At 63.3% G+C, this 26,301-nt stretch carries 31 protein-coding genes and 1 tRNA gene; 13 read left to right on the top strand and 19 right to left on the bottom strand.

Annotation, left to right across the window (positions count from 1 at the left end):
- Positions 1 to 38 precede the first annotated feature (38 nt).
- A complete protein-coding gene (locus PanNE5_RS22425) occupies positions 39 to 1,445 on the bottom strand; it encodes an MFS transporter (RefSeq protein WP_017232407.1) in 1,407 nt (468 codons plus the stop codon).
- A 6-nt stretch (positions 1,446 to 1,451) separates the two neighbouring features.
- A complete protein-coding gene (locus tag PanNE5_RS22420) occupies positions 1,452 to 2,105 on the bottom strand; it encodes a DsbA family oxidoreductase (protein WP_261938843.1) in 654 nt (217 codons plus the stop codon).
- 294 nt (positions 2,106 to 2,399) lie between these two features.
- Between PanNE5_RS22420 and PanNE5_RS22415 the strand changes: the two genes are divergently transcribed.
- The 4 genes from PanNE5_RS22415 to PanNE5_RS22400 all read left to right on the top strand — a co-directional run bounded on the left by PanNE5_RS22415 (position 2,400) and on the right by PanNE5_RS22400 (position 6,346).
- Positions 2,400 to 3,020: a flavin reductase family protein gene (locus PanNE5_RS22415; RefSeq protein WP_261938842.1), complete on the top strand. Its 621-nt coding sequence runs from the start codon at positions 2,400 to 2,402 to the stop codon at positions 3,018 to 3,020.
- A gap of 197 nt (positions 3,021 to 3,217) precedes the next feature.
- A complete protein-coding gene (locus PanNE5_RS22410; protein ID WP_261938841.1) occupies positions 3,218 to 3,922 on the top strand; it encodes a GntR family transcriptional regulator in 705 nt (234 codons plus the stop codon).
- Positions 3,923 to 3,980: 58 nt separating this feature from the next.
- Positions 3,981 to 5,378, top strand: coding sequence for an MFS transporter (locus PanNE5_RS22405; protein ID WP_017232403.1), 1,398 nt, complete (start codon positions 3,981 to 3,983; stop codon positions 5,376 to 5,378).
- Positions 5,379 to 5,473: 95 nt separating this feature from the next.
- Complete coding sequence (locus PanNE5_RS22400; RefSeq protein ID WP_261938840.1) at positions 5,474 to 6,346, top strand: oxaloacetate decarboxylase; 873 nt, start codon at positions 5,474 to 5,476, stop codon at positions 6,344 to 6,346.
- A gap of 69 nt (positions 6,347 to 6,415) precedes the next feature.
- Here the strand turns inward: PanNE5_RS22400 and PanNE5_RS22395 are convergent, their stop codons facing one another.
- From PanNE5_RS22395 to PanNE5_RS22385, 3 genes are all read right to left on the bottom strand, one after another.
- The gene (locus PanNE5_RS22395; protein ID WP_261938839.1) at positions 6,416 to 7,762 is read right to left on the bottom strand and encodes an MFS transporter; all 1,347 of its coding nucleotides are present in this window, start codon (positions 7,760 to 7,762) and stop codon (positions 6,416 to 6,418) included.
- 64 nt (positions 7,763 to 7,826) lie between these two features.
- The gene (locus tag PanNE5_RS22390) at positions 7,827 to 9,350 is read right to left on the bottom strand and encodes a bifunctional 3-(3-hydroxy-phenyl)propionate/3-hydroxycinnamic acid hydroxylase (protein ID WP_261938838.1); all 1,524 of its coding nucleotides are present in this window, start codon (positions 9,348 to 9,350) and stop codon (positions 7,827 to 7,829) included.
- A 56-nt stretch (positions 9,351 to 9,406) separates the two neighbouring features.
- Positions 9,407 to 10,258, bottom strand: coding sequence for a fumarylacetoacetate hydrolase family protein (locus tag PanNE5_RS22385; protein ID WP_261938837.1), 852 nt, complete (start codon positions 10,256 to 10,258; stop codon positions 9,407 to 9,409).
- A gap of 145 nt (positions 10,259 to 10,403) precedes the next feature.
- Here PanNE5_RS22385 and PanNE5_RS22380 point away from each other — a divergent pair, with 145 nt between their 5' ends.
- Together PanNE5_RS22380 and PanNE5_RS22375 are read left to right on the top strand one after the other, a co-directional pair.
- Positions 10,404 to 10,970, top strand: coding sequence for a VOC family protein (locus PanNE5_RS22380; protein ID WP_150564200.1), 567 nt, complete (start codon positions 10,404 to 10,406; stop codon positions 10,968 to 10,970).
- A 174-nt stretch (positions 10,971 to 11,144) separates the two neighbouring features.
- On the top strand, positions 11,145 to 11,957 hold the full coding sequence (locus PanNE5_RS22375) for an IclR family transcriptional regulator (RefSeq protein ID WP_017232397.1): 813 nt from the start codon (positions 11,145 to 11,147) through the stop codon (positions 11,955 to 11,957).
- 40 nt (positions 11,958 to 11,997) lie between these two features.
- Here the strand turns inward: PanNE5_RS22375 and PanNE5_RS22370 are convergent, their stop codons facing one another.
- Complete coding sequence (locus tag PanNE5_RS22370) at positions 11,998 to 12,162, bottom strand: hypothetical protein (RefSeq protein WP_017232396.1); 165 nt, start codon at positions 12,160 to 12,162, stop codon at positions 11,998 to 12,000.
- Here PanNE5_RS22370 and PanNE5_RS23100 point away from each other — a divergent pair.
- The 4 genes from PanNE5_RS23100 (at position 12,091) to PanNE5_RS22355 (ending at position 13,370) form a co-directional block, all read left to right on the top strand.
- Complete coding sequence (locus PanNE5_RS23100) at positions 12,091 to 12,324, top strand: hypothetical protein (RefSeq protein ID WP_353744109.1); 234 nt, start codon at positions 12,091 to 12,093, stop codon at positions 12,322 to 12,324. The two genes, PanNE5_RS22370 and PanNE5_RS23100, sit on opposite strands and share 72 nt — an antisense overlap.
- Positions 12,290 to 12,583 (top strand): isochorismatase family cysteine hydrolase, encoded by a 294-nt coding sequence (locus PanNE5_RS22365; RefSeq protein WP_410007551.1) that lies wholly within the window; start codon positions 12,290 to 12,292, stop codon positions 12,581 to 12,583. Before PanNE5_RS23100 ends, PanNE5_RS22365 begins: the two co-directional genes overlap by 35 nt.
- Before the next feature lie 180 nt (positions 12,584 to 12,763).
- Entirely contained in the window at positions 12,764 to 13,030 is a 267-nt protein-coding gene (locus PanNE5_RS22360; RefSeq protein WP_017232394.1) for a BrnT family toxin, read from the top strand.
- Positions 13,031 to 13,040: 10 nt separating this feature from the next.
- Positions 13,041 to 13,370, top strand: a complete 330-nt coding sequence (locus PanNE5_RS22355) for a BrnA antitoxin family protein (protein ID WP_017232393.1) — start codon at positions 13,041 to 13,043, stop codon at positions 13,368 to 13,370.
- A 45-nt stretch (positions 13,371 to 13,415) separates the two neighbouring features.
- On the opposite strand, the gene PanNE5_RS22350 is transcribed toward PanNE5_RS22355, so the two are convergent.
- A complete protein-coding gene (locus PanNE5_RS22350; RefSeq protein WP_017232392.1) occupies positions 13,416 to 13,583 on the bottom strand; it encodes a hypothetical protein in 168 nt (55 codons plus the stop codon).
- Between the two features lie 190 nt (positions 13,584 to 13,773).
- Here PanNE5_RS22350 and PanNE5_RS22345 point away from each other — a divergent pair, with 190 nt between their 5' ends.
- Positions 13,774 to 14,145, top strand: coding sequence for a single-stranded DNA-binding protein (locus PanNE5_RS22345; RefSeq protein WP_261938835.1), 372 nt, complete (start codon positions 13,774 to 13,776; stop codon positions 14,143 to 14,145).
- Positions 14,146 to 14,304: 159 nt separating this feature from the next.
- Here the strand turns inward: PanNE5_RS22345 and PanNE5_RS22340 are convergent.
- From PanNE5_RS22340 to ybgC, 9 genes are all read right to left on the bottom strand, one after another.
- Positions 14,305 to 14,380: transfer RNA gene (locus PanNE5_RS22340), tRNA-Lys, on the bottom strand.
- A 106-nt stretch (positions 14,381 to 14,486) separates the two neighbouring features.
- On the bottom strand, positions 14,487 to 15,602 hold the full coding sequence (locus tag PanNE5_RS22335) for a YeeE/YedE family protein (RefSeq protein WP_150564634.1): 1,116 nt from the start codon (positions 15,600 to 15,602) through the stop codon (positions 14,487 to 14,489).
- Between the two features lie 405 nt (positions 15,603 to 16,007).
- On the bottom strand, positions 16,008 to 16,751 hold the full coding sequence (gene ybgF / locus PanNE5_RS22330; protein ID WP_261938834.1) for a tol-pal system protein YbgF: 744 nt from the start codon (positions 16,749 to 16,751) through the stop codon (positions 16,008 to 16,010).
- A 10-nt stretch (positions 16,752 to 16,761) separates the two neighbouring features.
- Complete coding sequence (locus PanNE5_RS22325; RefSeq protein ID WP_017235174.1) at positions 16,762 to 17,259, bottom strand: OmpA family protein; 498 nt, start codon at positions 17,257 to 17,259, stop codon at positions 16,762 to 16,764.
- A 30-nt stretch (positions 17,260 to 17,289) separates the two neighbouring features.
- The gene (gene tolB, locus PanNE5_RS22320) at positions 17,290 to 18,582 is read right to left on the bottom strand and encodes a Tol-Pal system beta propeller repeat protein TolB (protein WP_017235173.1); all 1,293 of its coding nucleotides are present in this window, start codon (positions 18,580 to 18,582) and stop codon (positions 17,290 to 17,292) included.
- Between the two features lie 101 nt (positions 18,583 to 18,683).
- The gene (gene tolA, locus PanNE5_RS22315; RefSeq protein ID WP_261938833.1) at positions 18,684 to 19,730 is read right to left on the bottom strand and encodes a cell envelope integrity protein TolA; all 1,047 of its coding nucleotides are present in this window, start codon (positions 19,728 to 19,730) and stop codon (positions 18,684 to 18,686) included.
- Positions 19,727 to 20,161 carry a protein TolR gene (tolR, locus tag PanNE5_RS22310; protein WP_026132193.1) on the bottom strand — a complete coding sequence of 145 codons (435 nt, stop codon included), beginning with the start codon at positions 20,159 to 20,161 and terminating at the stop codon, positions 19,727 to 19,729. The genes tolA and tolR overlap by 4 nt, the downstream gene beginning before the upstream one ends.
- Before the next feature lie 21 nt (positions 20,162 to 20,182).
- The gene (gene tolQ / locus PanNE5_RS22305) at positions 20,183 to 20,857 is read right to left on the bottom strand and encodes a protein TolQ (protein ID WP_017235170.1); all 675 of its coding nucleotides are present in this window, start codon (positions 20,855 to 20,857) and stop codon (positions 20,183 to 20,185) included.
- 39 nt (positions 20,858 to 20,896) lie between these two features.
- Entirely contained in the window at positions 20,897 to 21,355 is a 459-nt protein-coding gene (gene ybgC, locus PanNE5_RS22300; RefSeq protein WP_026132192.1) for a tol-pal system-associated acyl-CoA thioesterase, read from the bottom strand.
- A 356-nt stretch (positions 21,356 to 21,711) separates the two neighbouring features.
- Between ybgC and PanNE5_RS22295 the strand changes: the two genes are divergently transcribed.
- Together PanNE5_RS22295 and PanNE5_RS22290 are read left to right on the top strand one after the other, a co-directional pair.
- Positions 21,712 to 22,560, top strand: coding sequence for an NAD(P)-dependent oxidoreductase (locus tag PanNE5_RS22295; protein ID WP_261939892.1), 849 nt, complete (start codon positions 21,712 to 21,714; stop codon positions 22,558 to 22,560).
- A gap of 350 nt (positions 22,561 to 22,910) precedes the next feature.
- On the top strand, positions 22,911 to 23,669 hold the full coding sequence (locus tag PanNE5_RS22290) for an IclR family transcriptional regulator (protein ID WP_017235167.1): 759 nt from the start codon (positions 22,911 to 22,913) through the stop codon (positions 23,667 to 23,669).
- 105 nt (positions 23,670 to 23,774) lie between these two features.
- Here PanNE5_RS22290 and PanNE5_RS22285 read toward each other — a convergent pair whose 3' ends face one another.
- From PanNE5_RS22285 to PanNE5_RS22275, 3 genes are all read right to left on the bottom strand, one after another.
- Positions 23,775 to 24,404 (bottom strand): SRPBCC family protein, encoded by a 630-nt coding sequence (locus PanNE5_RS22285; RefSeq protein WP_017235166.1) that lies wholly within the window; start codon positions 24,402 to 24,404, stop codon positions 23,775 to 23,777.
- Positions 24,373 to 24,903, bottom strand: coding sequence for a glycine cleavage system protein R (locus tag PanNE5_RS22280; protein ID WP_017235165.1), 531 nt, complete (start codon positions 24,901 to 24,903; stop codon positions 24,373 to 24,375). The genes PanNE5_RS22285 and PanNE5_RS22280 overlap by 32 nt, the downstream gene beginning before the upstream one ends.
- Before the next feature lie 137 nt (positions 24,904 to 25,040).
- Positions 25,041 to 25,730, bottom strand: coding sequence for a phosphatase PAP2 family protein (locus tag PanNE5_RS22275; RefSeq protein ID WP_017235164.1), 690 nt, complete (start codon positions 25,728 to 25,730; stop codon positions 25,041 to 25,043).
- Positions 25,731 to 26,301: the final 571 nt, after the last annotated feature.

The following is a 26,301-nucleotide window of genomic DNA, read 5'->3' as shown; positions in this document are numbered from 1 at the left end:
AACACGTCGGTTCCCTGGCGTGTTTCCCCTGTGCGCGATCAAGCCCGACTGCGCACCAAGCGCAACCCGCTCGCAAGACAGCCTGCGGCCGAGAATGCCGCACCCCACGCCAACGCCCACAACGAACCTTGGGCGCCTGCGATGCCCAACGCCAGGGCCACGAGTGCAGCGCCCGTCGCTTGCCCCAGCAGTCGCGACGTTCCCACCATGCCGCTTGCCCCGCCACTGCGCTCCGGCGGTGCGCTGTGCATGAACGCCTTCAGATTCGGCGACTGGAAGAAACCAAACCCCAGTCCGCACAACGCCATCCGCCAGCCGATATCCCACAGCTGCGCGTGTTCGGGCATGATCGCCAGCAACCCCATGCCCGCGCTCAGCATCGCCAAGCCAATCGCGCCCAGCGCGCCGGGCGGGTAACGGTCGGACAGACGTCCCGCCAAGGGCGCAATCGCGGCCACGAAAAACGGCCAGGGCGTCATCAGAAAGCCTGTCTCGATAGGACTGCGATGCAGCACGTTCTCGAAATAGAACGGTAACGACACGAGTCCCAGCCCCTGCGTCGCAAACGCACAGATGGCCGTGAGCGTAGAGAGCGCAAAGGCGGGCAGACGCAGCAAGTCGACTGGCAGCATCGGCGCGCGATGGCCACGCTCACGGCGAATCAAGGCCCAGCCAAACACAATCGCGCCCACGAAGCACGTCACCGTCAGACGCCAATCGGCCCGTTGAGCACTCTGACTCAGCGCAAAGATCAGCAGCGCAAACGTTGCCACATTGAGCAACGCGGCGATCATGTCCGGCTTGTGCGCGCTGCGCGGTGTGTCGGGCAGGTTGCGGCGCGAGAACGCCAGCGCCAGCAACGCCGTCGGCACGTTGATCAGGAACAGCCACGGCCAGCTCCCGAACGCGAGGACGAGCGACGCCAACGTTGGCCCGATGGCGAACGAAATACCGACGATCAGCGCGTTCAGGCCCACACCGCGCCCAAGTTGATGCGCCGGATACAGGAACCGGATAAGCGCGATGTTCACGCTCATGACCGCAGCGGCCCCCACGCCCTGCAAGACGCGAGCGCCTGCGAGAAAGCCGAGCGTCGGCGACAGGGCACACAGCAGCGACGCCACGAGAAACACCGCCACACCCGACATGAAGACGCGTTTGTGCCCGACGCGCTCGCCGAGCGAAGCGAACGGAAGCAGGGTCGCCACCATCGCCAATTGGTACGCGTTCACGATCCAGACCGATGCCGACGGCGTCGTTTTCAGATCGAGTGCCATCTGCGGCAGGGCCGTGTTGGCGATCGCCGTGTCGAGACTGGCGAGCGAGACGGCGAGCAGAATCGCCGTCATGGCGAGTCCGCGCCCGGTGGCGGGCGGCTCGTGCGTGTGCGCCGCCGCTGGGGCGCTGGCCGCCGCGGTATCGGCGATCGGGGGCAGGGACGACATGACGGATCAGCCCTCGGCCAGAATCTGACGAATGGCCTGTTCGAACACTTCCGGCGGTTGTCCGCCGCTCACGAGATGCCGGTTGTTGAAGATGATCGCCGGCACCGACTGGATGCCGAGATTCTGGTAGTGGCGCTCAAGCGCGCGCACCTGCTCCGCATACTCGTCGGAGGCAAGGATCTCGCGCGCACGCGCCGTGTCGAGGCCGGCTTGCCGCGCGGCGTCGACGAGCACTTCCGGGTCGCTCGTGCGCTTGCCCTCGACGAAGTAGGCGCGCAACAGCGCTTCCTTCAGGGCGAGCTGCGTGTCGTTGCCGACGGTCTGTGCCCAGTGCAGCAGACGATGCGCGTCGAACGTGTTGTAGGCGTGCGTGCGCAGGTCCATGCGCATCGGGAACCCTTCGGCCGCCGCTCGCGCGCCAATGTTGGCCTGATTCTGTGCCAACTGTTCCGGCGACAGGCCGTACTTGCGCGACATGTAATCGGCGAGCGGAACGCCGTCGACCGGCATGTCGGGATTGAGTTCGAAGGGGCTGAAATGTAGGTCGGCGTCGACCTCGTTGCCCAGACGGCCGAGGGCCGTCTTCAATGAGGCGAGGCCGATGGCGCACCAGGGACAGGCGACATCGGAGACAAAATCGATCTTGAGTGTGGCGGGCATGGTCTGTCTGCGCGGTGGTGGCGCGTGCAATGAAAAACGCGTCGCCTTGCGCGACGCAACACGGGCAATCGTCGCATAAATCGGTGAATCTCGCCGGAGACCGCCCGGGCGGCGCCGCAAACCTTTATTCATGCGGCATTCGGGGCGTAGGTGAGGCGGTTGCCTGAAGCGTGGAGTGTTTTGACTGTCGGAATGATTGTTTCGCCTGGTGAATGTTTGGATGGCTGTTGACCTGCGGTCTGTGGCAATGCGATATCGTGTGGGACATTCATTCACGTGGATCTTCACTGCCTCATGTCCAACGACGTTCACTTCTATGACCCGGCCAAGGGTCACGGTCTGTCTCACGATCCGTTCAAGGCGATTGTCGCGCCGCGCGTCATCGGCTGGATCTCCAGCAGCGACGCGCACGGCCGGGTCAACCTCGCGCCCTACAGCTTCTTCGGCGCTTTTGCGACGTTCCCGCCGATCGTCGGGTTCTGCAGCGAGGGCTACAAAGACTCGATTGCCAACATCGAAGCCACGCGTGAGTTCGTCTGGAATTTCACGAGCAAGTCGCTCGTCACGCAGATGAACCGGACGTCGGCCCCCGTGCCGCACGACGTCGACGAGTTCGAACTGGCAGGGCTGACGAAGGCCGCCGGCGTCAATGTGGACGTACCGCATGTGGCCGAGTCGCCCGCCTCGCTCGAATGCAAGTTGCTGCAGATCGTGCGCCTGCACAATCTCGACGGCAAGCCGATGGACAACTGGCTCGCCCTGGGGCAGGTCGTCGGCGTGCACATCCGCCGCGAGTATCTGCGCGAAGACGGCATCTTCGATACGGCGAAGGCGCATCCGGTGATGCGCGCGGGTTATCTCGGCGACTATGCAGAGATCGGACCGATGTTCGATTTGCGTCGCCCAAAGGGCTGAACGGCGTCGCCATCGCGTGCCGCCGCGTCCGCGGCGGCGCGGGAACCTGAAAAGGGCGCAGCGAAGCCATCGTTGTCGCCCCGTGGGCCTGTCTAGGGGGAATTACCGATCCAGCGATTCGCAACATTGCATACAATGTTTACAAAATTCGCCTAATATTAGTGGGCAATCTCGTAAATATTAAAACATTGCATACAATGTCGTCTACGCCGCTCACCCTGTCCTCGGCCGATGTCTACCTGGCCATCAAGACCTCGCTGGCCGAACATGAGTACGCCGCGGGGCAGTATCTGCGTGAGACCCAACTGGCGGAGCGCTTCGGCGTGAGCCGCACGCCGGTGCGCGAGGCCTTGCGCCGGCTTGATGCGGAGGGCTGGGTCGAAGCGGTGCCCAACTATGGCGTACGTGTGCGGGCGTGGACCGAGCAGGACGCGCGCGAGATTTTCGAGGCTCGGTTGCTGATCGAGCCGTATCTGGCGGGGCGTGCGGCGCAACGGGCGACCGACGACGATGTCGCTCGGCTGCGCGAACTGGCCGTGACGATGTTCGACATTGCGCGCGAGCCGCCGACGGCGGCGCTGACCGAACGCTGGTTTGCGCTTAACGATGCCTTCCACGCGATCATCAGCGGCGGCGCTGGCAACGGCCGCCTCGACCGCTCTCTCAAATCGATGAAAGAGACGCCACTCGTCAAGTGGACGTTCGACACCTACAACCCCGAAGACCGCGAGCGCAGCGCACGACAGCACCTCGAAATTGTCGACGCGTTTGCACAGCGCAACGGCGTCTGGGCCGAGGCGATCGTGCGCTGCCATATCGCTGCGGCGCAGAGCGTGGTGCTGGGCCGTGCGTCACGCACGCCGGCGGGCGACACCGTCGCGCCCGCATTGGCAGGGGATTAGCCTGTTCCATCAGCAGTACCCGAAAACATCACGTCGATAACGACGGAGGAGACAGCGCATGTTGAGTTCGATAAACGCGGGGCCCCGGCTGGACCGGCTGCCCATTTCTGGGTTCCATCGCCGGATCCTGTGGCTGATCGGGGGCGGCATGTTCCTCGATTCGTTCGACATCTATCTGGCTGGCGGCGTGCTGGGGGCCCTGGCCAAGAGCGGATGGTCGACGATGCAGCTCAACGCCACGTTTCTGTCGGCGACCTTCGTCGGCATGCTGCTCGGCGCGTTGACGGCGGGTGTGCTGGGTGACCGCAAGGGACGCAAGTTCACCTATCAGTTCAACCTGGCGATCTTTGGTCTGGCGTCGCTCGCCGGTGCATTCGCGCCCAACATGACGTGGCTGATCGTCTGTCGCTTCTTCATGGGGCTTGGGCTTGGCGCTGAGATCGTGGTTGGCTACGGCTCGCTCGGTGAATTCGTGCCGCCCGCGGTGCGCGGCAAGTGGTCGGCCTACCTGTCGCTGATCACGAATTCGGCGTTGTTCTTCTCGACGTTCCTCGGTTATCTGATCATTCCCTCGATGGGCTGGCGCGCGATGTTCGCGATCGTGGGCGTGGGCGCGTTGGTCATGTGGTTCGTGCGCGCCAAGATGCCCGAGTCGCCGCGCTGGCTGGAATCGAAGGGACGTTTCGACGAGGCCGACGCGATCCTGCGTGCGGCCGAAGCCGAGTCCGCGCGCGGCGGCGTATTGCCCCCGGTGCGCCAGATGCCACCGGTCGTCACGCGACCCACCACGCTGCTGGACTTGTTTACACCTTCGCAGATTCGTCGAACGGTGGTGGCGATCTGCGTGCAGATCGGTGTCAACGTGGTGATCTACGGTTTCATTGTCTGGGTGCCGACGTTCCTGATGAAGCAGGGGATCGGCATGGCGTCGTCGCTCGGCTACACCACGTTGATGTCGCTCGGCGGTCCGGCGGGCGCGCTGGTGGGCGTGCTCGTGGCCGACCGGATCGGTCGCAAGAACGGCATGATCGCGGTGTCGGCACTCGCGGCGGTGGTGGGATGGGCCTATGGCCACTCGAGCAGCGTGGAGATGGCGACCGCGCTCGGCTTCCTGCTGTTCACGCTGACCTATCTGATGGTCGCGCTCGGCATTGCAACCTATTGCCCCGAACTGTTCGCGACGGAGAACCGCATGCGCGGCAATGGTGTGGCGGGCTGTGCCGGCCGGATCGCCGGGATTCTCGCGCCGCAGATGGTCGTCGCACTCTACGCGTCCGGCGGCATCCAGCAGGTTCTCACGACGATTGCGTGCGTGCTGGCGGCCATGTCGATCGTGCTTGCGCTGTTCGGCATCGAGACCAACCGCCGCTCGTTGGAGGACATCGCACCGAACGCGGGCGGGCTTGGAACGGCCGGTCTCGGCGAGTCGGAATTCTCTGGGAAATCGCAACGCTGACGTCTGGCGCAATATGGCGTCCGGATTCGAAACGACGCGTGGGTCGAGCGCCCCGCGCGTCGGAAATCTTGCTTCACCGACTTATTGGAATTGTGATGAACGCCCAAGAAAAACGTAGTCAACTCAAAGCGAAACTGGCTCGGCAAGACATTGTGGTCGCGCCGGGGATTTACGACATGATCTCGGTCGCCATGGCTGACGCGATGCAGTTCGACTGCCTCTACATGACCGGTTTCGGTACGGTGGCCTCGTATCTGGGCGTGCCCGATGCCGGCCTGGCAACCTATACCGACATGGTCAATCGTGTGACGGCGTTCTGCGGCAACAGCCGCACGCCGTTGATCTGCGATGGCGACACCGGTTACGGTGGATTGCTCAATGTCATGCACACAGTGCGTGGCTACGAGCGGGCGGGGGCGGCAGGGATTCAGCTTGAAGACCAGGAATTTCCGAAGAAGTGCGGCCACACGCCGGGTCGCCGCGTGATTCCGGCCGGCGATATGGTCAAGAAGATCCAGGTCGCGGCGCAGACGCGCGACGACGCGAACTTCCAGATCGTGGCGCGTACCGATGCCCGCACGTCGCTCGGATTGGACGAGGCATTGCGCCGAGGCGAGGCCTATGTGAAGGCGGGCGCCGATGTCCTGTTCATCGAGTCGCCCGAGAGCGTGGAGGAGCTGGAGACGATCGGCAAATCCTTCGATGTGCCGTTGCTGTGCAATATCGTCGAGGGCGGACGCACACCACAGTTGGCGCCGGCGCAATTGCAGTCGCTCGGGTTCTCCATCGCGATCTATCCGGCGACGGGCTTCCTGGCCGCCGCGCGCGCCCTTGAGCACGCGTACGCGCAGATCAAGGCCGGCAAGGGCACGATGAGCATCGACAACGCCCTGTATCCGTTCTCGCAAATGTGCGAGTTGATGGGCTTCCCCGAAGTGTGGGCGTTCGATCGGGCTCACGCGGACTGAGCGAGTGCAGGCGGCGAAAGGCACAATCAGTGACTTTCGCCGTACACGTGGCGGTGCGGCGGTGCAGGTTCAGCGCGATGGTTCGGCGCCGCGCCGGTCCGTCGGCAATGCGCGTGGCGATGTCGATTGGCTGGCGGGCAGGGCAAAGCTCGCGAGCAACGCGATCGCGCAGGCGCCGATCACGAAGTACGCCGGTGCGGCCAGTGAGCCGGTCTCGCGGATCAGCATGGTCGCCAGCAACGGCGCGAAACCGCTGAAGACGAGGACGGAGGCGTTATACGAAAGTGCGATGCCGCTGAACCTCACCTGCACCGGGAACTGATCGGCAAGCACGGACGCCCACGTACCGCTGGCGAGCGAGAAGACCACTCCCGCGAGGATGAACAGGGTCACCAGATTCACGGTGTGGCCGACCAGCGCGTAATAGAACGGGTAACTCAATACCACCAGCAACGACGCCGACGCACGCAGAAGATACCGGCGCGGCACCTTGTCGCCAAGCCAGCCCGCGGCGAGCAGGCCAAACGAACTGACGATCAGATAGGCGTTCTGGGCGATCGCCGCCGTCCGGGGCGCATAGTGAAGTTGTTGCACGAGGTAAGCCGGCATGTGTCCGTACAGGATGCCATTGACACCGGCCATGACCGCGATCGTAAGCGCGGCAGCGGCGACCGATTTACCGTGGTGCCGAAGCGTTTCGCGAAACGGTTGCTTGATGACGGCCCCTTGCATCTTCTTGAACTCCGGCGACTCGTCGAGGTTGCGTCGCATCCAGTACGACACGATGCCGCACAGGCCGCCGAACAAAAAGGCGACGCGCCAGCCATACGCCGCGGCATCCGCGCTCGACAGGGAACTCTGGATGACGAGATTGACGATGGTCGCAAGCAACACGCCCACGTTCACCGCGCAGATGATGACGCCGGCAGCCAGGCCGGCGCGATGCGGCGCGGCTTCCACGGCGTACGTAATGGCGCCGGGCATTTCCCCGCCGACACAGAACCCCTGAAGCATGCGCAGGACGATCAGCAGGATCGATGCGGTGATCCCCCAGTGCGCATAGTTTGGCAGCAGACCCAGGCAAATCGTCGCGGTGGTCACGACAACGATGGAGCCGAGAAAGACCGGCCGGCGGCCATAACGATCTCCCCAGCTACTCAGCACGATGCCGCCGAGCGGTCGAATCACATAGCCGATGGCCAGCACGGAGTAGGCGGCGAGCATGCTCAACAGCGCCGACGCGTTCGGAAAGAACTGCGCGGCGATGTACTGCGCAAAAAAGCCGTACACAATGAAGTCGTAAAACTCCAGTGAGCCGCCCAGGCTCGCGATGAGGATCATCTTCCATTGGGACCGTGTCAGGCCGGCGGAGGGTGAGTGGCCAAGTTCGCCGACAGGGTTGCGGGTTGTCTCCATGACGTCTCCAGAAAGGGTTGGCTTCTTTGTCCAACGAGGGGTATGCGTGCGCGATGGCGGCCGATCAGGCGTTTGCCGTGCGCCGATGAGTCAGTGTCTCTTCAAGCAGCTGTGCCAGGGCATGCCTGTCAGGCGCGACACCGAATACGTAGCGGTCGGGGCGCACCAATTGGGCGACGGCGCCGGTTGACCGGAACCACTCGCGGATCGAGGCATCGTCGCTTGCGATCAGTTCGACATCCGCGCGGGCCGCCTGATCCGGCAGATCCGGGCACTCGCTGAGCAACTCCGGTAAGGCAACCAGTGCGAATCGGTAGCCGACGACGTCGTCAAGCCGCCGCCCGTCGTCCAGGCGAGGCTGCGGGGCAATCTGTCCCGCGGTGCCCGACGGGTCGTCCACCCACTCCCCCGGCCCAAGCTTTGGTTGCGGCGTGACGAAATTGCGGATCGCTGCGGCCATCTCGTCGTCGCGAGCGTTCGCAAGCTCAGGATGAGTGGTCTGAATGACCGCGCCGAGCTGGACGGCGGTCTCGATGAATTCGCGTACGTGCGGCGAGCGTTCCGATTCATAGGTATCGAGAAGCGTGTCGCAGGCTTCACCGCGAAGCACGGCCCCCAATTTCCATGCGAGATTCGACGCGTCACGAATACCGGCGGCCATGCCTTGGCCCATGAAGGGCGGCGTTTGATGCGCGGCGTCTCCCGCCAGAAGCAACCGGCCACGACGCCACCCGTTGGCAACGACGGAGTGAAACGTGTAGACGGCTGAGCGCTCGAGCCGTGCATCGGCCGGCGAGATCCAGCGAGCGAGCTTGTCCCACAGCCATTCCGGGGTTGTGAGTTGCGTCGAATCGTCGCCAGGCATCACCATGATTTCCCAACGACGACGGTTGCCCGGGCCTCGCGTATAAGTGGTCGGCCGCGCCGGATCGCAATACTGAATCGAGACGTCGCCCAGTTCAGGCCGTGGCGCATTGAGCATCACGTCTACCACGACCCAGCGTTCGTGCGATTTCAGATCCGTCAGCTCGGTGCCCATGAAGCGCCGCGCAATGGAGCGCGCGCCGTCGCACCCGACGACATATCGTGCGGTGGCGCGTCCCAGTTTGCCGCAACGCGTGTCCTCGAAGCGGACTTGAACGCCGTCGGCTGTCTCATCGAGGGAAAACACCTCATGACGCAGACGGACTTCAACGTTGGGTTGCTGCGCGAGGCGCTCGCGCAATGCATTCTCCAGATCGGGCTGGTGGAATTTGTAGCTGGCACACCAGCCGTGAGGGCCAATGTGGGTCGGACGTGGCCAGTCGATCAGCAATTGGCCTTGCGCGTTCACGAACTTCATTCCCGGGCCCACGAACAGGTTGGGGAGCAGCGCATCCGCAATCCCGATCGTCTGGAACACGCGCATGCATTCGCCATCGAAATGCACCGCGCGGGGCAGCGCAAAGATGTCTTTGTCGCGCTCCAGCACCAGCACCCGCAACCCCTGGATCGCAAGCAGATTACCCAATGTGGCGCCGGTGGGGCCGAGGCCGATGATCGCGACGTCGTAGTCGCATGTAGGCGTTGGAATAGTTTGATTTGACATGTTCGTTTCCCGCTGTTCAGACACCGGGCGCGGCGTGCCGCACCCGGCCACGACCTTTACGCTTCGTCGGCAATCGAATTGCGCAGCACGCCAATGCGATCCACTTCCACTTCGACCACGTCGCCCGGCTTCATGAACAGCGGCGGGTTACGTTTTGCACCCACGCCGCCCGGCGTGCCGGTCACGATCACGTCGCCGGCGAAAAGCGGTGTGAACGTCGAGAGATAGGCAATCTGCTTGGCGATACCGTGGATGAGCATCTCCGTGGTTGCCCGCTGCACCTCCTGCCCATTCAGACGGGTGACGAGCGTCATCAGCGCGTTTGGCGTGATCTCGTCGCGCGTGACCATCCACGGCCCGAACGCGCCGGTGCGATAGAAGTTCTTGCCCGGCCCCCACTGCGTCGTGTGACGCTGCCAGTCACGCACGGAGCCGTCGTTGTAGCAGGCGTAGCCCGCGATGTGCTGCCAGGCGTCGGCTTCGGCGATGCGCCGTCCGCCGCGGCCGATGATGACCGCGATCTCGCCCTCGTAGTCGAACTGCTGAGACTCGGGCGGGCGCAGCATCGGCCGAGCGTGGCCGACCTGGGAGGCGGGTAGCCGCATGAAAATCACGGGCTGTTCGGTCACTTCGCGATGCGTTTCCTTGACGTGCTCGGCGTAATTCAGGCCGACGCAGAAGATCTGCTCAGGATTGGGGATGACCGGCAGCAGCGCCACGTCTGCGAGCGCGTAGTCGGCCTGCGCGCCCTCGATGGCCTGAGCCGCTTCCCTGAAGGCGTCGGCGGCAATCAGCGCCTTGAGGTCCGCGAAGCGCCCATCAAGGCGCTTGCCCAGGTCGAAGATGACGTCGTCGCGAACCACGCCGAACGAAGGACCCTGAGAGGTGGAGAAGCTGACGAGTTTCATTGATGCTCCGATGATAAATAACGGTAGTTTTGATCCGCACACCGCCGTAAAAAAGTAGTGTGTTTATCGTATTTTGAGAATAAACTAGATTTAACGAATGACACAACGTGTTTTTCGTTAGGGTTTATCACTATCGGAGACAGGCATGGAAGGGATGAAGCAGAAGCGGCAGGGTCTCTCGTTGAGCCACATGGGGTTCTATGTGAACGACATGGCGCGGGTCGAGGATTTCTATTCGCGGGTGTTGGAGTTCACCGTGACGGATCGTGGCAAGTTGCAGACGCCGAGTGGCGAAGTGCGCTTGGTATTTCTGAGTCGCGATCCGGCGGTACACCACCAGATCGTGCTTGCGAGCGGGCGCCCGGCGCATCTGGCGTTCAATCCGATCAACCAGATTTCGCTGGAGGCGGACAGTCTTGCGACGCTCAGGCAGTTCCACCAAAAGTTTGTGGCGGAGGGGCTCGACGAGATCCGCCCCGTGACCCACGGTAATGCGGTGTCGATCTATGCACGAGATCCGGAGGGCAACCGGCTGGAACTGTTCATCGATACGCCGTGGTACGTTGACCAGCCGATGCGTGTGCCGGTCGACTTTGACCGGCCGGACGCCGAACTGATGGCGGATGTCGAGCGCCATGCGCGCACCCTGCCTGGTTTCCGGCCTCGAAGCGTCTGGCAGGCGGAGATGGCGGAACGCATGGGGCTTGTGTGATCAGGTGACGAAAAGCAAGGGGCAATGCGTCGTCGCTTGAATCGGGGTCGGGCTTCGCGTGATGCTGCGGGGAGTGTCCGACCCTCGCGCGCGCTTTGCATGTGCAAATGGGCCGACCAGGCGGCCGCTCGCTCTGGCTATAATTCACGCACGTCCACAGGGTTCACTGTCCAGATGTCGAGCATTACGAGAGTCTTATCCATCCTCGATCTTTTTTCCGAGGACAAGCTATTCCTGTCCGCCGAAGACGTTGGCGCCGAACTCGATTGCTCGATTCCGACGGCTTACCGCTATGTGCGAGAGCTGGTCGACGCGGGCTTGCTCGTGCGGTTTGCGGGAGGGGACTATGGGCTTGGGCCTCGCATCATCAAGCTCGACTATCACTTGCGCGTGTCCGATCCGCTGCTTGCCGTCGGCCGGCCGATCATGCGCGAGCTGAGCGAGCATTCGGGCTTCGACACCGTGATGTCTCGGTGGTACGGGAACGAGCTTGTCGACACCCATCGAGAGACGCACGACGCATCGCTTGACCTCCGATACGGCCGCGGGCGTCCACGTCCGCTTTTTCTCGGTGCCGCGTCGAAGGCGATCCTGTCGACCTTCCCCAAGGCCAAGCTCGCGGGGTTGTTCGAGCAATATGCCGAGGACATCGCGCAGAGCGGACTCGGTACGACGCTCGAGGACTTCCGCGGATCGCTGCTCAGGATTCGGCGCGCGGGCTTTTATCTCTCGAAAGACGAACTCGAAGTCGGGATTTCGGCGCTGGCGTCGCCGCTGTTTACCGACGACTCAGGGGAGGCGGTCGGCGCGCTCGCGGTGATCGTGCCGACGCCGCGTCTGCAGTTCGCCAATCTCGACCGGCTCGTTGAATCGATCAAGGAGGCCGCGTCGCGGATTTCACAGCGCACGCGGGATGTCATCGAGAGCCGTCAGACCGGCGCCGTGGCCTCATCGCAGCGTGGGGCGCGTCCGAGACGATCCGCATAGTCGGACTTCGCCGCTCATGGCCGAGCGATGCCTGAGAAAATCATCCCCACGCCAGGGATGCGATCTTGTCGGCGCCGCGCTTAACATCATCGACCTGCAGAACGGCTTTGTCGCCCCAGGCTTTCCCGGCGAATTGCCGATGGCGCGCGAGATCGTGCCGAATGTGAATCGGCTCGCGAGCGCGCTGCGTGAGGCGGGTGGTCATGTGTATTGGATTCGTCACACGCAGGTCGTGCCAGGCGAAGCGCCGTGGCAGCGCTTCGACGAATTCGGCGCGGGATGGGGGGGCGAGTCTGGGCGAGACCTTGGTCGACGGACATCCCGGACACGCGTTGTATCCGCCGCTCGACGTTCGCGATGCGGATGAGATGGTCGACAAGACGCGGTTCAGCGCTTTTATCCAAGGCTCGTCCGACCTGCATCAACGCCTTGCCGCGCGCGGCATCGACACCGTGATCGTGACTGGCACGGTGACGAACGTCGGCTGCGAATCGACTGCCCGCGATGGGATGATGCACGATTACAAGGTCTCGATATTCTCCGAATGTTGTCGCTCCCCGAGCCTGCAACAGGGAGAACGCTCGTGGGGCGGTTTGCGCAGCAATAGCGGGAGCGGATACGACTAGGGAGATCTGAAGTTGTCGGAGTTCCTGCGGGTGGCGGTTGTAGATTCGGAGTTTGCTGAGATTTCGAATTCGGTGTTGCTGCGATGATGGGTTCGGCTCGTCAACGGGTGTCTTGTCGTGGATTTCCGTCCATACAAAAAATCGTTGACGTATGTAAATTAATGCCCATACAATAAATCAATGCAAATCGAGTTCGATCCAGCGAAAGACGAGGCAAACTGTAGAAAACATGGACTGTCGCTGGCGCTTGCCGAGTTTTTCGACTTGGAGGCTGCGTTGCTTGAGATCGACGCGCGCGCCAACTACAACGAAACGCGGTTTGTTGCGCTTGGCCCGCTCGGGGACAGACTCCATGTGATGGTGTTGACAGTGCGAGACGAATCGATTCGAGTGATCAGCCTTCGCAAAGCCAACCGACGCGAGGTACGAAAGTATGACGAAACGTAGACCCCCCCCAATGACCGACGCCGAGGATGCGGCCATCACGCGTGCCGCCGAGACGGATCCCGATAACCCACCGTTGACCGACCAGCAGTTGGGGCAGATGCGTCCGGCGCGCGAAGTGCTGACCGAGGTGTTGGGGAAAGGGCGCGCGGATGCTGTGTTGAAGCGTCGCGGACGCCCGGCGTTGCCGGAAGGTCAACGTAAAGTGACGCTGAACATGCGCGCTGATCGTGATGTGGTGGAGGCGTTCAAGGCGTCGGGCGACGGGTGGCAGACGCGAATGAATGACGCTTTGCGGGAGTATGCCAAGTCACATCACATGTTGCCGGCGTGCTGTCCTTGATGGCGTTTGCCCCGAAATTCCGGGCGCAGCGTCACACTAGAATTGCTAAATCCATCGCATGGCGAACCTGCGTGTCTCGTTGGCCGTATCGCCTGAACCCTTGTCGCTCAACCGCTTGATTTCGGATAGCGTGCGCAACGCAAACGCGACGCGATTTTCCATCCCGGTAAGCTTCGCGTCGCGGCTCACCACCTTCTGCACGGCTGCATTCAACTGCCTCCTGGAGAATCTCGTTCGTCTACGTTCTATGTCGACCCGTTGGTTCAAGTGGGCGATTTTGTCCGGTGTTTCAGGCGCTGCTTCACGGGTATCCAACACGCCGGCGTGTGGAACGGGTATGGTTCGACGTTCGAGGGTTCAAATGAAGCGTGGGCGGCAGTCGCGCGTGATAACGAGGTGAAAGATGATTGATGGTCTGATTGGTGGGAAGGTCTACGGAACGCCCGCTGAGCGCAAAGGGCAAGGCGGCACGACATATGCCACTGCGAAGGTTCTCGCGGCCGGGGGCGACGGCGAGGCGCTGTTCGTGAACGTAATTGCCTTTGCCGATGATGCGCGGGCCGCACTGCTAGCGCTGGATGATGGGGATTCTGTTTCGCTGTCTGGTGCGCTCACGCCGAAGGTATGGACTGACAAGAACGGCGAGACGCGCCCCGCGCTGGACATGGTGGCGCATGCAGTGCTGACGGCCTACCACGTCAAGTGCAAGCGACAAGCCGTCCAACGAGAGTCTGCGCCGGCGAGCGGCGACCATGTCGAGGACGACGATCGCTAAAGGAGATGCGGGGGACGGGGCGTTGTGAGGTGGTATGCCAGCGCGTAGCGCCGGTTGCGCCAGCGTCCCCTTGACGCAATCCGCCGGCAAGGTGGTTCCATGACGCCGGAAACGAGAAAGGGGTTACAAGCGAAGCGCCTGTAACCCCCTGAATTCGTTTGGTAGGCCGTGCGGGATTCGAACCTGCGACCAACGGATTAAAAGTCCGCTGCTCTACCAGCTGAGCTAACGACCCAACGAAGACCAAAATTATAGCGGCGCTGTCACCATAGTGTCAATACCTGGGCGGCGCGACGGCGGCTCTTTCTGGCGCGATTCGAGCGGTTGTGCGCGGCTTGTGCTCAAACGCTGCGCTCAATGCGCCACATCTGGTACTTGAACGCGCAGACGCCGCCCACGAGAATCGCCGCCGTCGCGAGGAACGACCCCAGCGCCAGCGTCGATACGCCCGACAACCCCTGACCGACCGTGCAGCCCAAGGCCGTCACGCCGCCGAAGCCCATCAGTACGCCACCCACCATGTGGTTTGCCGTGTCTTCCGTGCCCTGAAAACCTTCCCAACGGAAATTGCGCGACACCAGTGCATAGACGAACGACCCGGCAATCACACCCAACACACTCGAAATGCCCAACGTGATGACGTTGCTCGTGTCGCTCCACATCATCAGCCAATACATCGTGTACGCGAGCGGCGAGACGAACGACAACGCTTCCATCTTCCCGGAATTCGTGGCAACGAAACTCTCCTCCAACGTATTCGGATTCTCCGCCACGTACCCTAACTTGCCCGAGACGTACCACAACGCCACGATGATCGCGCCCACGACGAGGCCGCCCAGCAGATTATCGAACGTCCAGAATTCGCGTCGCGCGAGCGCCGCGATCACGAACGCCCCGCCAATCGCCAACCCGAGAATGAGCTGTGCGCGGTGTACGTCGCCACCGAACCAGCCGCCCAGCAATGTCGGCAGATCCTGCGATGTCGCAAACGTGGTTTGCACGCTATCGATGGCCGTCACGCGCAATACCGCGAACAAGCCCTTGAGCGTCATGTAGCCCGACAGACCGATCATCACGAAAACCAGCAGCGACTTCAGATTCCCACCGCCGATGCGCACCAATGTCTTGCTGCCGCAACCGGACGCCAGCACCATGCCGAAACCGAACAGCCAGCCGCCAACGAGATACGACAGCCAGGTAAAGCGCGGCGTCGTGTAAATCGCCTTGATAGGATCGATGACACCTTGCGACGCCAGCGCCCCCGTGCCGATGGTCGCGACACCGATGGCGAGCAACCACATCCGCATGCGGTTCCAATCGCCGATGTTCACGATGTCGGAGAGCGCGCCCATCGTGCAGAAATGCGTGCGCTGCAGCACAGCGCCAAACACGAAGGCCAGCGCAAAGGTGAACCACACGACGGTGTGGGAGAGGGCGGTGAGATCGACGTCGGTCATTAGGCGAGAAGGCGATGGCGGCCGTGCCCGGCCGTTCGATTCGTTGTCGCGAGCCACGGGGCGTAGCCGGCATGGTAATTATCAGACGTGCCGCGCGCAGTCTGCGCGCGATCACATCGCGGGTGCGGTCGTCATGCCCTGCAGACCCAATCGGACCCGCACACATCCCCTGAGACGCCGCGCTTCGAACGCTTGCAAAGCCCGTATTCTACTTGAGGTCGCGGTCGGCATCCGCAAAGCCCGGAAGGATGGGAGCGCCTGGCGGTCGCGGCAGCGTTGACGATGACGGCAACGACGGTGATCCGGCATGCGCTGGAAACGACAACGCCGCCCAAAGGCGGCGTTATGCGTTTGACGAGTGACCTCACACGGCAGGCTGGTTCGCGCAGTCTCCCGCGAGACGTCTTACTTCAGCTTGGCCACACGTTTCTTGGCCTCGGCCGCCGATTCGCTGTCCGGGTACTTGGCCACCAAATCGTGCAACGTTTTCTTCGCTGACGCAATCTGCCCGGATTCCGCCTGGTTACTGGCGATTGCCAGCATTGCCTCGGCAGCCTTCGGGCTCGTCGGGTACTTCGTCACGATCCCCTGCAGCGTCGCGGTCGACCCCTTCAGATCCTTGTTGGCGTACTGCGCATTGCCAAGCCAGAACTGAGCTTCGGGTTGATACGGGCTGTCGGGATACTTGGCCGAGAAGGTTCGGAATGCCGTTTGCGCACCCTTATAGTCACCATTGCGGAATTTCGTCAGCGCGGCGTCAAAGACATCTTTCTCGCCCGGTTGGACGGTGCCTGTCACGCCGCCGACGGTCATCTGCTGCGGTTCGAATTTCTTCAATCGACCGTCGAGGTCGTTGTAGAAATCCTTTTGACTCTGTTGCAGGTTCGCAAGCTGGTTTTTCAGATCTTCGTTCTGACCGCGCTGGTCGGCCAGATCACGTTGCAACTGCTGAATCTGATTGTTCAAATCCAGCACGTTGCGCGTGAGCCCCTCGATCCGCTGCTTGTCCGAATCCAGACGGCTGCGGATATCGAGGATCGCTTTGCGCGCCTCGTCGTCATCGAACAATCCGGCATGCGCCAGCGGACTCAGCACCGCAGTGCCGAGCGTCACCGCGCAGATCATGTTTTTAAGCAAACGAGACGTCATGACGATTCAATCAATAAGCCAGATCGGCGCGACGGTCCTGAGCCCAGCTGGCCTCGTCCGTACCCGTTGCCTTTTCCTTGCCCAGCGAAACGGCTTCCATCTGGTTGGTGTTGGCGCCCAGTGCCGACATCGCCTTCACCACCGATTCGGCACGCTTCTGGCCCAGTGCCAGGTTGTACTCGCTCGTGCCGCGCGGGTCGGTATTGCCCTGCACCAGCACGTGGCGCTGCGAGTACTTGTTCAGGAACGCAGCATGCGCCTGGAGCATCGGGGTGTACTGAGCATCGACGCTGTACTGGTCGAAGCCGAAGTACACGCTGCGCTTGGCGAGCGGGCCGTTCGGGTTGTTCAGTTCGTCAGCCGAGGCGTCGACGGGGGCGACAGCACGGGCGTCCGTGGCTTGACCCTTGTTGGCGTTAGCCTGGTCGTCGAGCTTCACGCCCGACGAGCAAGCGGCCAGAGCGGCCAGCGAAGAGATGGCGAGGATATTACGAAGCAGGGAACTCATTTGAGCCTCCGATTGATGTTGCTGTTGACGTTATTGCATGAAAGGGCCCCAGGAGGGTTCGCGAACTTCCCCTCCCCGAACCTGAAGAATCTGCCGGGTTTGCCCGTCCACCGAGACTGCCGCGAGAACCTTGCGGCCCCCCGACTGCGTTGCATAAAGAATGTACTTGCCGTTTGCAGCAAAACTCGGTGACTCGTCGTGGCTGGTGTCGGTCAGAGCCGTAACATCGCCAGTACTCATATCCTGCACGCACAGTTTGAATCCGCCGCCTTGTCGCGCAATGAACGCGAGCAACTTGCCGTCGGGACTGATTCGCGGGCTGACGTTGTAACTCCCCTTGAAGGTCACGCGCTGCGCAGCGCCTGCCCCTTCGCCACCGGCCGGCATTTTGTAGATTTGCGGACCACCGCCACGATCGCTCGTGAAGTAGATCCATTTGCCGTCCGGGGAATACTGCGGTTCGGTGTCGATCGCGCCGCTGCGCGACAGACGCTTGAGGCCACCGCCATTGGCGTTGACCTGATAGATCTGGGTGTTGCCGTCGCGCGAAAGGGCCACGGCAAGCTTGCTGCCGTCCGGCGACCACGCGGGCGCCGAGTTGTTGCCCTTCTCGTTGGCCAACACGGCACGACGGCCGGTCGGGAGATCGTGGATGTACACGACGGGCTTGCGCTTCTCGAACGAGACGTAGGCGACCTTCGTGCCATCCGGCGACCAGGCCGGTGAGATGATCGGCTCGCGGCTGTTGAGCGCAACGCGCGCATCCTGGCCGTCGGAATCCGAAATCTGCAACTGGTAGTGGTTGCCGCTGTGCAACACGTAGGACAGACGCGTGGCAAACACGCCGCGGTCGCCCAGCAGCTTCTGGTAAATGTAGTCGGCGATCTTGTGCGCCGTCAGACGCAAGTTCGCGGCCGACGAGGTGAGGGCCAGACCGCCGAGCGGTTGTCCGTTCACGGCATCGTATAAACGGAAGCTGACCTGGAAGTTGCCGTTGCCCGCGGGGACGATCGTGCCCGAGACGAAGGCATTCGCCCCCTTGGCGCGCCAAGTGCCGAGATCGACCGAATCGTCCACGCCGACGGCGGCGCCGCCCGTATCGATCTGATTGAAGCGCCCGCTGTTGCTCAGGTCGGCCTTGACGACGGACACGATGTCCGTCGGCGCGGCGCCCTTGAAATTGGACACGGCGATCGGGTAACGGTTGGTGCCGACGCCCGTAATGTCAACGGTCAGCGGCGTCTGCGCATGGGCGATCGTGCACGCTGCGGTGAGCCAGGTGGCCACCAGCGCACGCCATGCATATTGACTGGAAATTCGCATGCGTTCGATTGGTCAGTTACGCGGTGCAAGCGCCATTTTTACCACACTCGGATGAAAATGGACTCACGTCGCTCGGTTATCGTTCCCGTTTGACAACACTCTCAGCCTTTTGGGCTGAAGCGAAGGTTGACGCTCGGGGGGGCTTTGCCATTGGTGTCGCGTGGCAATGGATCGGACTTGGTGATAGCGGACTGCACGGCGGCGTCCCAGGCGGGATTGCCGCTCGATTTGACCAGCTGCATGGACAGCACGCTGCCATCCGGCGCCAGACGTACCGAGACGACGGCCGTGGGATTGCCCGTGGTGTCGCCGCCATAAGCAATGTTCGGCTTGACCTTCGCGCGCACGCGATCGGCATAGCCCGCCGACGCTGTGCCGCCTGCGCCCGAGCCCGTACCGCCGGCCTGCGAGCCCAGACCGTTGCCGGTCGCGCCGGCCGTGCCTCCGGCCATCCCGCGCAACGCCGCCAGACGCTGCGCGCGTGCGGCGTCGGCTGCTTTTTGTGCCGCCGCTTCCTGCGCGGCCTTGGCCTTGGCCGCCTTGTCTTGTTGGGCCTTCTTCTCGGCGTCCGCCTTCTTCTGTGCATCGACGAGTTGCTGCTGCTTGAGCGCTTCGGCCTTCTTCGCCGCTTCATCCTTCTGATGCTTCAACTCGTCGGCCTTCTTCTGGTCGGCCAGCTTCTGCTGGCGGGCGGCTTCCTCCGCCGCCTTCTTGCGAGCGATGTCGGCTGCTGCCTGCTGCTCGGCAAGTTGCTTCTGCTTGAGCGCTTCCTGACGTGCCTTCTCCTGCTGCGCTTCGAGCAGGCGTGCCTGCTCGGCGGCCTGCTGCTCCTGCTTGCGCTTTTTTTGCTGGAGGGCGATGTCGGCGTCTTCGACCGGCGGCGTGGGCGCGGCCACGGCGGGCGGCGCGGGCGTCGGCGGCGGCGTCACCACGGGCGGCGTCGGCTCCGCGACTTCGGACGGTGTCCACAGCTCGGCCTCTGACCCGGCCGGCGAACTGTTCTGCCAGCGCATGCCATAGAAGAGCAGCGCGAACAGCAGCGCGTGCATGAACAGCGCGAGGAGAAATGCCCGACCCGTGCCCCGCTCATCGTTGCGTGGGCCGATAGGGCGATTGGCACGGTCGGTGCGGGCTGCGGTGCGGCTCATTTCTGCTTGACGAGCAGGCCCACGCGCTTGACGCCCTGGGCCTTGAGATCGGACATCACGTTCATGACGATTTCATAGCGCACCGACTTGTCGGCGGCGATGACGACCGGTTGATCCGGATTTGCGGCCTGACGCCCTTGCAGGAACCCCGTCAGATCGGCGGCGCCCATGCGCTGCTCGATGGTGTTCTCGCCGTCCTTGTAGCGCACCAGCATCCGGTTGTCGGCCTCGATGTTGACGACCACGGGCGGCGTCTGCTGCTGCGGGCTCGCGTTGGCGACGCTCGGCAGGTTGACGATCGACGGCGCGACCAGCGGCGCGGCCACCATGAAAATGACGAGCAGCACCAACATCACGTCGATGTACGGTACGACGTTGATATCCGCCATGGCGCGACGGCCGCGGCGAGCGTTGCGCATAGAACCTGCCATGTCTCGGCGCTCCCGGAGTGCTTAGTGAATCTGCCGTTGCAGGATGTTGGAGAATTCTTCGACGAAACTTTCGAAGCGGATCGACAGTCGGTCGATGTCGTTGGCGAAGCGGTTGTAGGCGACCACGGCAGGGATTGCGGCGAATAGACCGATGGCCGTCGCCACCAGTGCTTCCGCGATACCGGGCGCTACATTGGCGAGCGTGGCTTGTTGCACGTTCGACAGGCCGCGGAAAGCGTTCATGATACCCCACACCGTGCCGAACAGACCGATGTACGGGCTCACCGAGCCGACCGATGCGAGGAACGGCAGATTGGCTTCGAGCGAGTCCATTTCGCGTTGATAGCAAGCGCGCATCGCACGACGCGCGCCGTCCAGAATGGCGCTCGGATCGTGCAGACCCTTCTCGCTCGCCTTGATGTACTCGCGCATACCCGATTCGAAGATGCGTTCGAGCGCCCCCGTCTGATGACGGTTGTTCAGCGCGCTTTGATAGAGCGCCTGAAGGTCGCCACCCGACCAGAAATCGCGTTCGAAGCGCTCGGTCTGGGTGCGGGCGCGGCGAATCGCGAAGATCTTGCGGAAGATGTGGGTCCACGAGAGCAGCGAGAGCACCAGCAGCAGGCCCATGACGGCCTGAGCGAGCACGCTGGCATGCAGGACCAGCGAAATAATGGAAAGGTCTTGATCGGGCATGGTGTGGTTATTGACTGACCGGAATTCTTGTTGTTGGCTTCAGGCGGCTGCCGAACGGGGCGGCTCACCCGCTGCGGCGGCCGACAGCATGGCGAGGCGCACGTTCGCGGGAATCTTGCCTGGGCGCAGCGTGTTGGCCGCCACACAGCCGATTTTGATGCTGCCGCGCACCAACAGTTCGCTGCTGCCGTCCGGCGCGTCTCGCCAGGCTTCCTGGTGAAAATCGACAGAGGCGCCGCCAACGCGCTCGATGCGGCTTTTGATGGTGAGGAGATCGTCCAGCCGGGCGGGGGCCAGATAGTCGAGTGCGGTTGCACGCACAATGAAAATCATGCCGGTTTCGCGGGCCAGCGCGAGCTGCTCGATGCCGAGCGAACGAAGCCACTCGGTTCGGGCCCGTTCAAAGAATTTCAGATAGTTGGCATAGAAGACGACGCCTCCGGCGTCCGTGTCCTCGTAGTAAACGCGAATTGACCAACAGGTATCAAAATCAGCCATGCCGCGCATTGTAGCGGAACCTGAGACCAACGCCAGTCACGGAAACACAATTTTTCAAACGGTAACGATGGCCTCATGTTTACGGGGAATTACTGAAAGCCCCGCGGCGCACCAAACTGGGGCCAATTTGCGCGGATCCCCCGTGTGGCGGGGGATTGCGCTGGCGCCCGAGGGCTGCCCATCTTTATAATGGTGGCTCGCAAGCCCCCTGAATTTCAGACAGGACCCCGCGGGTGCCCCCTGCTTCGTGCGCCCCTGGGTTCCCTCATAGCGAATCAACCTGCGAGGCCCTCGAATTGACTTCCCCTTCATCGCAAGCAACGTCTGTCCGTGTCGCGTTTCTCGGCCTGGGCGTGATGGGTTATCCCATGGCCGGTCATCTGCAACGTGCCGGTCATCAGGTCACGGTCTATAACCGCACGGCTGCCAAGGCGCAGCAATGGGCCAACGAGTATGGCGGTGCGGCCGCCGCCACGCCGGCCGAGGCAGCGCGCGACGCCGATATCGTGGCCGCCTGCGTCGGCAATGACGACGACCTGCGCAGTATCGTGCTCGGTGAGCACGGCGCCTTCGCCGGCATGAAGGCGAACGCCGTCTTCGTCGACCACACAACGGCCTCGGCCGACGTGGCACGCGAACTCTACGCCGCCGCGCGCGCGAAGGGGCTGCACTTCGTCGACGCCCCCGTCTCGGGTGGCGAAGCCGGTGCCAGGAACGGCGTGCTGACGATCATGTGCGGCGGCGACGCGCCGGCGTTCGACCGGGTGGCCCCGACGCTGGGCGCCTACGGCCGAGCCGTCACGCGCGTGGGCGAGGCCGGCGCGGGGCAGGTGGCCAAGATGGTCAATCAGATCTGCATCGCCGGTCTCGTGCAGGGACTGTCGGAAGCGATCCACTTCGGCCAGCGTGCCGGTCTGGACATGCCGCTCGTGCTCGACGTCATCAGCAAAGGGGCGGCAGCGAGCTGGCAAATGGACAATCGCGGGCAGACGATGATCGACGGCAAGTTCGATTTCGGCTTCGCGGTGGACTGGATGCGCAAGGATCTGGGCCTCTGCCTGGCCGAAGCACAGCGCAACGGCGTGTCGCTGCCGGTCACGGCGCTCGTCGACCAGTTCTATGGGGATGTGCAGTCGCTCGGCGGTTCGCGCTGGGACACCTCGAGCCTGATTCATCGGTTGCGCGTGTTGTCGGGCAAGGCCTGAGCGGCACCGTCGGGGGTCGCCGCCGCGGTCGCGACCGTGGCATGCCGGTAGCGAGCGGGGCGACGGTGGACGACCGGCGGCAGGCTGGGTCGTCGCCTGCCGTCGGTGGGCGGTCGGCAGTCGGCAGTCGATATCCGGTATTTGGCATATCTCCGGGTTTGTCTCCAATCGTCAACGAAGGCCGATTGGCACTAGAATGCGGAAAACGGGACGTCGCGGTGCGACGGCATGGCGGCGTGGCAGCTTGGGAGCGGGCTGGGGCGGTGGCGTGTCGACGTTGAGCAGCAGGGAGACCGCCGCGAGCGATAACGATTCAGAACACAACTCGACCCCGAGACCCCAGTACCGACATGAGCAATCAGTCGAACGCCGCGGCCGTCCGCGCATTTCGCATTCTCGAAATTCTCAGTGCGTCAGGCACGCCAATGACCTTGGCGGAAATTGTCGCCGCCATCGGTCTGCCCAAGCAGACGGTGCATCGCATTCTCAAGCAGCTCGAAGCGGCGTTTCTCGTGTCGCGCGAAGCCGGCAGTCGGCATTACGAGCCGTCGTCGCGGGTGCGCGCGATGGCCGTCAATGCGTTGATGCACGTCGGCCCTGCGGCTGCGCGCCATGCGATTCTTCAGCAACTGGTCGACAAGCTGGGTGAGACGTGCAATCTGTCGATGCTCTCGGGCGACGACCTGGTCTACCTCGACCGAGTCGAGACGGATTGGTCGCGTCAGCTCAAGCTCGCGCCGGGCTCGCGTGTGCCGTTGCATTGCACGGCGAGCGGCAAGCTGCTGCTGGCGTTCCTGCCTCGCGCGCGCCGCGAGAAGTTGATCGCGCATCTGCCGCTGCGACCGCGTGCGGAGAACACCATCACCGATCTCGAGGACTTGCGCGAGGAGTTGAGCGAGACGCGCAAGCGCCGGGTCGGCACCAACAACGAAGAGCATGTGCCGGGCATGATCGCCGTGGCCGTGCCCGTGATGCTCGACCGCAATCGCGCGTGCGCGGCCATCGCGGTGCAGGCGAGCGCGCAGCGCCGCACGCTTGACGCGCTCATGACGTTTCTGCCGGAACTTCAGGCGGCGGCCGAGGCGATGGCGGCCACGTTCAACGAGTAGGCTGGGCGCTGCGAGGCGACACCGAGACGCCTCGGCGCCGCGCCACCACGCCACTGGCACGCTACGACACCACGACGCCACCCCGAGCCATCACGACACCTACCGCTAGTGGGCCTGCGCGGAACTTGTGGCGACCGACGACATCGACGCCGGCGCGGGGGTGTCGGCCGTCGCGGTCGCGAAGATTTGTTCGAGTTGCTTCGCGCCCTGCGCCGACTCCGCGCGCATGCGCGGGCCGATGAAGATCGGATCGAGCATCAATAACAGAAGATTCGGCGTGCGATAGACGACGTCGCGCTCGAAGCGCGTACCCGTGCCGTCGGGCGTGAGCGTGTAGCGGACTTCTCCCGACGGACGTCGGTTCATCTCGCCCTCGAGGCGCCATTCGAGCGGCGGCTTCGCCTCGACGACCTTCCAGTGAATGATGCCGTGACGTCCCGCGAGGCGAAACTCTTCGGCGACTTTTTCCCCCACGACGAGCGAGTGATCGGTCGCGCCCTGCACGGCGAGCGACGCCGGATGCCATTTCGGCCAATTGGCCGGCGTGGTCACGTAGTCGTAGACGGCCTGCGGCGGCGCCTGCACCGTGACCGTGCTCACGATGTGGGTCTGGCGCTCGAACGGCAGGGGCAGCAGCGAGAGCAGGGCGACGACGACGGCCGCCCCGAGGAAGAACAGGAAGACCCGCTTCATCGGTGCGCGCTCACGCACCGGAAGGCGAATCGAGTTCGACATCGACCATCAGGTCGTCGGCCAGACTTTCGAGCGTCTCGCGCAGCGATTCCGTGCTGACGCTCGCGGGAACGTGCAGGCGGGCAGTCGCGCGAAACAGCGTGCCGCCCGACATCGATCCTTCGACGCATTCCGTGGCGAGTTCATCGATGCTGATGCCGCGCGAGAAGAGCACGTGTGAGATTTCCCTGACGATCCCCGGATGATCCTGCCCGACGAGATCGAGCTGAAGCGCGCGTGCGGCCGGGTCGGCGGCGGCGCTCTGGGCGCGCGTGACGGCGATGCGCAGGCCCTGGGTTTCCATCGCCTGCAGGGCTTGCGTGAGCGCGTCGGCGTGTTCGTCGGGGACTTGCAGGTGGATGATGCCGGCGAACTGGCCGGCCAGATTGGCCAGACGGCTCTCCAGCCAGTTGGCGCCGGCGGCGCTCGCGCGATCGGCGATCGCGTTGACCAGACCCGGACGATCCGGGCCAATCACATTGAGAATCAGGGACGTCGTCATCACAGGCTCCGTCGAAACTGAGGGGCAAGAGGCGGCGCAGACAGCGCGCTCGTTCTCCAATGGGGAGCGATGCGCGCAGCAGGTTCAAGTGTAGTGCAATCGTGCGGTGCGCCGCTACGGCATGCCCGCCAATCCATCTACACCGCAACCCCGTGCCGAGTGGTCCAGCGTTGCCAAGCCTCGACAAACATCGTGCCCACTGCGATGCCGAGCGCGGCCCCTGCGAGCGCATCGCTCGTCCAGTGATAAGCGGCGGCGAGCTGGCCGAAGGCCGTCAGCACAACGGCAACGGCGCACGGCCAGCGCAGCGCAGGGTGTCGCAGCGCGAGCACGGTGGCGAACGCCAGCATGACGGTGAGATGCCCCGAGGGGAACGACGCATACGCGGCACCATCGCCGCCGAACCACCGGAATTGGAACACGCCGTCGCGCAGATAAGACAGATTGTCATGAACCCACGTGGCCGGCCACGTCCGCCCGAAAGCGAACTTCAGGCCTTGCTTGAGCACGCTGCCAACGCCTACGGCACCCGCCGCAAGCCACAGCGTCGTCGCCCACGCCGGGAGGCGGTGTCGCCAGACGAGCGCGGCGCCAACGATCCCAAACGTCGGCCAGGCCAGCACAAACAGCGGCGAGGGCAACTCCGCTATGTGCTGAATCCACCGCGTACCTTGAGTATGCACGTGCGCGAAGTCCACCACCGGACGGTCGATCCACGGGATGGCGAACAGTGCCAGCAACAAGCACGCGAACGCGCTCAGCCAAGCGGTACGCAGGCAAAGCGAGGCGACGGCAGGGGCGGCGGAGGCGGGCGCTAGCTCGTTCATGACGCGATGTCGGTAGAAAAATGGAACCGGATCCGAGTGGACCCCGGCGGAATCGACCGTCGGCGAAACCGCGCCATGGTAACCGTCATTGATGACAATGGGGCAACGTTTTCCCCGGACGGGGGGCGTATGTGCCGGTCTGTGCCGTCATTGCGATTTGATGACGATCAGGGCACCCGTGTTGCGCGCATGAGATGCTCGCCCGGCAAGGAAACGAAAGATTCTTTGCTTGGCGAGCGGCCATCGTCCTACAATCGTCCCCTACGTAAAAGTCGTGTGCCAGCCTGATGTCACAAGGCACAGCGGGCGGTTTTCAGGGGGAGGGCGTGATGAAAGGCCGTTGTCTGTGCGGCGCGGACGCCTATGAAGCGGCCCCGTTTCCCGGCCCCTTTGCCCATCGTTCCTGTGGCACCTGCCGAAACGCGCACGGGGCGGCGTTCACCACGGCGACGACGACGCTGCGTGAGCATTTCCGCTTCCGGCGTGGCGCGGACCGAGTGGCGTCGTTCCGATCGTCGTGGATGTTGTAGTGGGCTTGACAAAACAAAACCAATATCGCTTGCGGGGGCAG

The organism is Pandoraea sp. NE5, from assembly GCF_024363545.1.
Classification (GTDB): domain Bacteria; phylum Pseudomonadota; class Gammaproteobacteria; order Burkholderiales; family Burkholderiaceae; genus Pandoraea; species Pandoraea cepalis.
The sequence above is the reverse complement of the archived record's forward strand: the minus strand, read 5'-3'. Positions and strand labels throughout refer to the sequence as shown.

Coding starts and splice junctions, on each gene's coding strand:
- PanNE5_RS22425 (WP_017232407.1), bottom strand. CDS start 1,445: ATGTCGTCCCTGCCCCCGATCGCCGATACCGCGGCGGCCAGCGCCCCA.
- PanNE5_RS22420 (WP_261938843.1), bottom strand. CDS start 2,105: ATGCCCGCCACACTCAAGATCGATTTTGTCTCCGATGTCGCCTGTCCC.
- PanNE5_RS22415 (WP_261938842.1), top strand. CDS start 2,400: ATGTCCAACGACGTTCACTTCTATGACCCGGCCAAGGGTCACGGTCTG.
- PanNE5_RS22410 (WP_261938841.1), top strand. CDS start 3,218: ATGTCGTCTACGCCGCTCACCCTGTCCTCGGCCGATGTCTACCTGGCC.
- PanNE5_RS22405 (WP_017232403.1), top strand. CDS start 3,981: ATGTTGAGTTCGATAAACGCGGGGCCCCGGCTGGACCGGCTGCCCATT.
- PanNE5_RS22400 (WP_261938840.1), top strand. CDS start 5,474: ATGAACGCCCAAGAAAAACGTAGTCAACTCAAAGCGAAACTGGCTCGG.
- PanNE5_RS22395 (WP_261938839.1), bottom strand. CDS start 7,762: ATGGAGACAACCCGCAACCCTGTCGGCGAACTTGGCCACTCACCCTCC.
- PanNE5_RS22390 (WP_261938838.1), bottom strand. CDS start 9,350: ATGTCAAATCAAACTATTCCAACGCCTACATGCGACTACGACGTCGCG.
- PanNE5_RS22385 (WP_261938837.1), bottom strand. CDS start 10,258: ATGAAACTCGTCAGCTTCTCCACCTCTCAGGGTCCTTCGTTCGGCGTG.
- PanNE5_RS22380 (WP_150564200.1), top strand. CDS start 10,404: ATGGAAGGGATGAAGCAGAAGCGGCAGGGTCTCTCGTTGAGCCACATG.
- PanNE5_RS22375 (WP_017232397.1), top strand. CDS start 11,145: ATGTCGAGCATTACGAGAGTCTTATCCATCCTCGATCTTTTTTCCGAG.
- PanNE5_RS22370 (WP_017232396.1), bottom strand. CDS start 12,162: ATGACCACCCGCCTCACGCAGCGCGCTCGCGAGCCGATTCACATTCGG.
- PanNE5_RS22360 (WP_017232394.1), top strand. CDS start 12,764: ATGCAAATCGAGTTCGATCCAGCGAAAGACGAGGCAAACTGTAGAAAA.
- PanNE5_RS22355 (WP_017232393.1), top strand. CDS start 13,041: ATGACCGACGCCGAGGATGCGGCCATCACGCGTGCCGCCGAGACGGAT.
- PanNE5_RS22345 (WP_261938835.1), top strand. CDS start 13,774: ATGATTGATGGTCTGATTGGTGGGAAGGTCTACGGAACGCCCGCTGAG.
- PanNE5_RS22335 (WP_150564634.1), bottom strand. CDS start 15,602: ATGACCGACGTCGATCTCACCGCCCTCTCCCACACCGTCGTGTGGTTC.
- ybgF (WP_261938834.1), bottom strand. CDS start 16,751: ATGACGTCTCGTTTGCTTAAAAACATGATCTGCGCGGTGACGCTCGGC.
- PanNE5_RS22325 (WP_017235174.1), bottom strand. CDS start 17,259: ATGAGTTCCCTGCTTCGTAATATCCTCGCCATCTCTTCGCTGGCCGCT.
- tolB (WP_017235173.1), bottom strand. CDS start 18,582: ATGCGAATTTCCAGTCAATATGCATGGCGTGCGCTGGTGGCCACCTGG.
- tolA (WP_261938833.1), bottom strand. CDS start 19,730: ATGAGCCGCACCGCAGCCCGCACCGACCGTGCCAATCGCCCTATCGGC.
- tolR (WP_026132193.1), bottom strand. CDS start 20,161: ATGGCAGGTTCTATGCGCAACGCTCGCCGCGGCCGTCGCGCCATGGCG.
- tolQ (WP_017235170.1), bottom strand. CDS start 20,857: ATGCCCGATCAAGACCTTTCCATTATTTCGCTGGTCCTGCATGCCAGC.
- ybgC (WP_026132192.1), bottom strand. CDS start 21,355: ATGGCTGATTTTGATACCTGTTGGTCAATTCGCGTTTACTACGAGGAC.
- PanNE5_RS22295 (WP_261939892.1), top strand. CDS start 21,712: ATGGGTTATCCCATGGCCGGTCATCTGCAACGTGCCGGTCATCAGGTC.
- PanNE5_RS22290 (WP_017235167.1), top strand. CDS start 22,911: ATGAGCAATCAGTCGAACGCCGCGGCCGTCCGCGCATTTCGCATTCTC.
- PanNE5_RS22285 (WP_017235166.1), bottom strand. CDS start 24,404: ATGTCGAACTCGATTCGCCTTCCGGTGCGTGAGCGCGCACCGATGAAG.
- PanNE5_RS22280 (WP_017235165.1), bottom strand. CDS start 24,903: ATGACGACGTCCCTGATTCTCAATGTGATTGGCCCGGATCGTCCGGGT.
- PanNE5_RS22275 (WP_017235164.1), bottom strand. CDS start 25,730: ATGAACGAGCTAGCGCCCGCCTCCGCCGCCCCTGCCGTCGCCTCGCTT.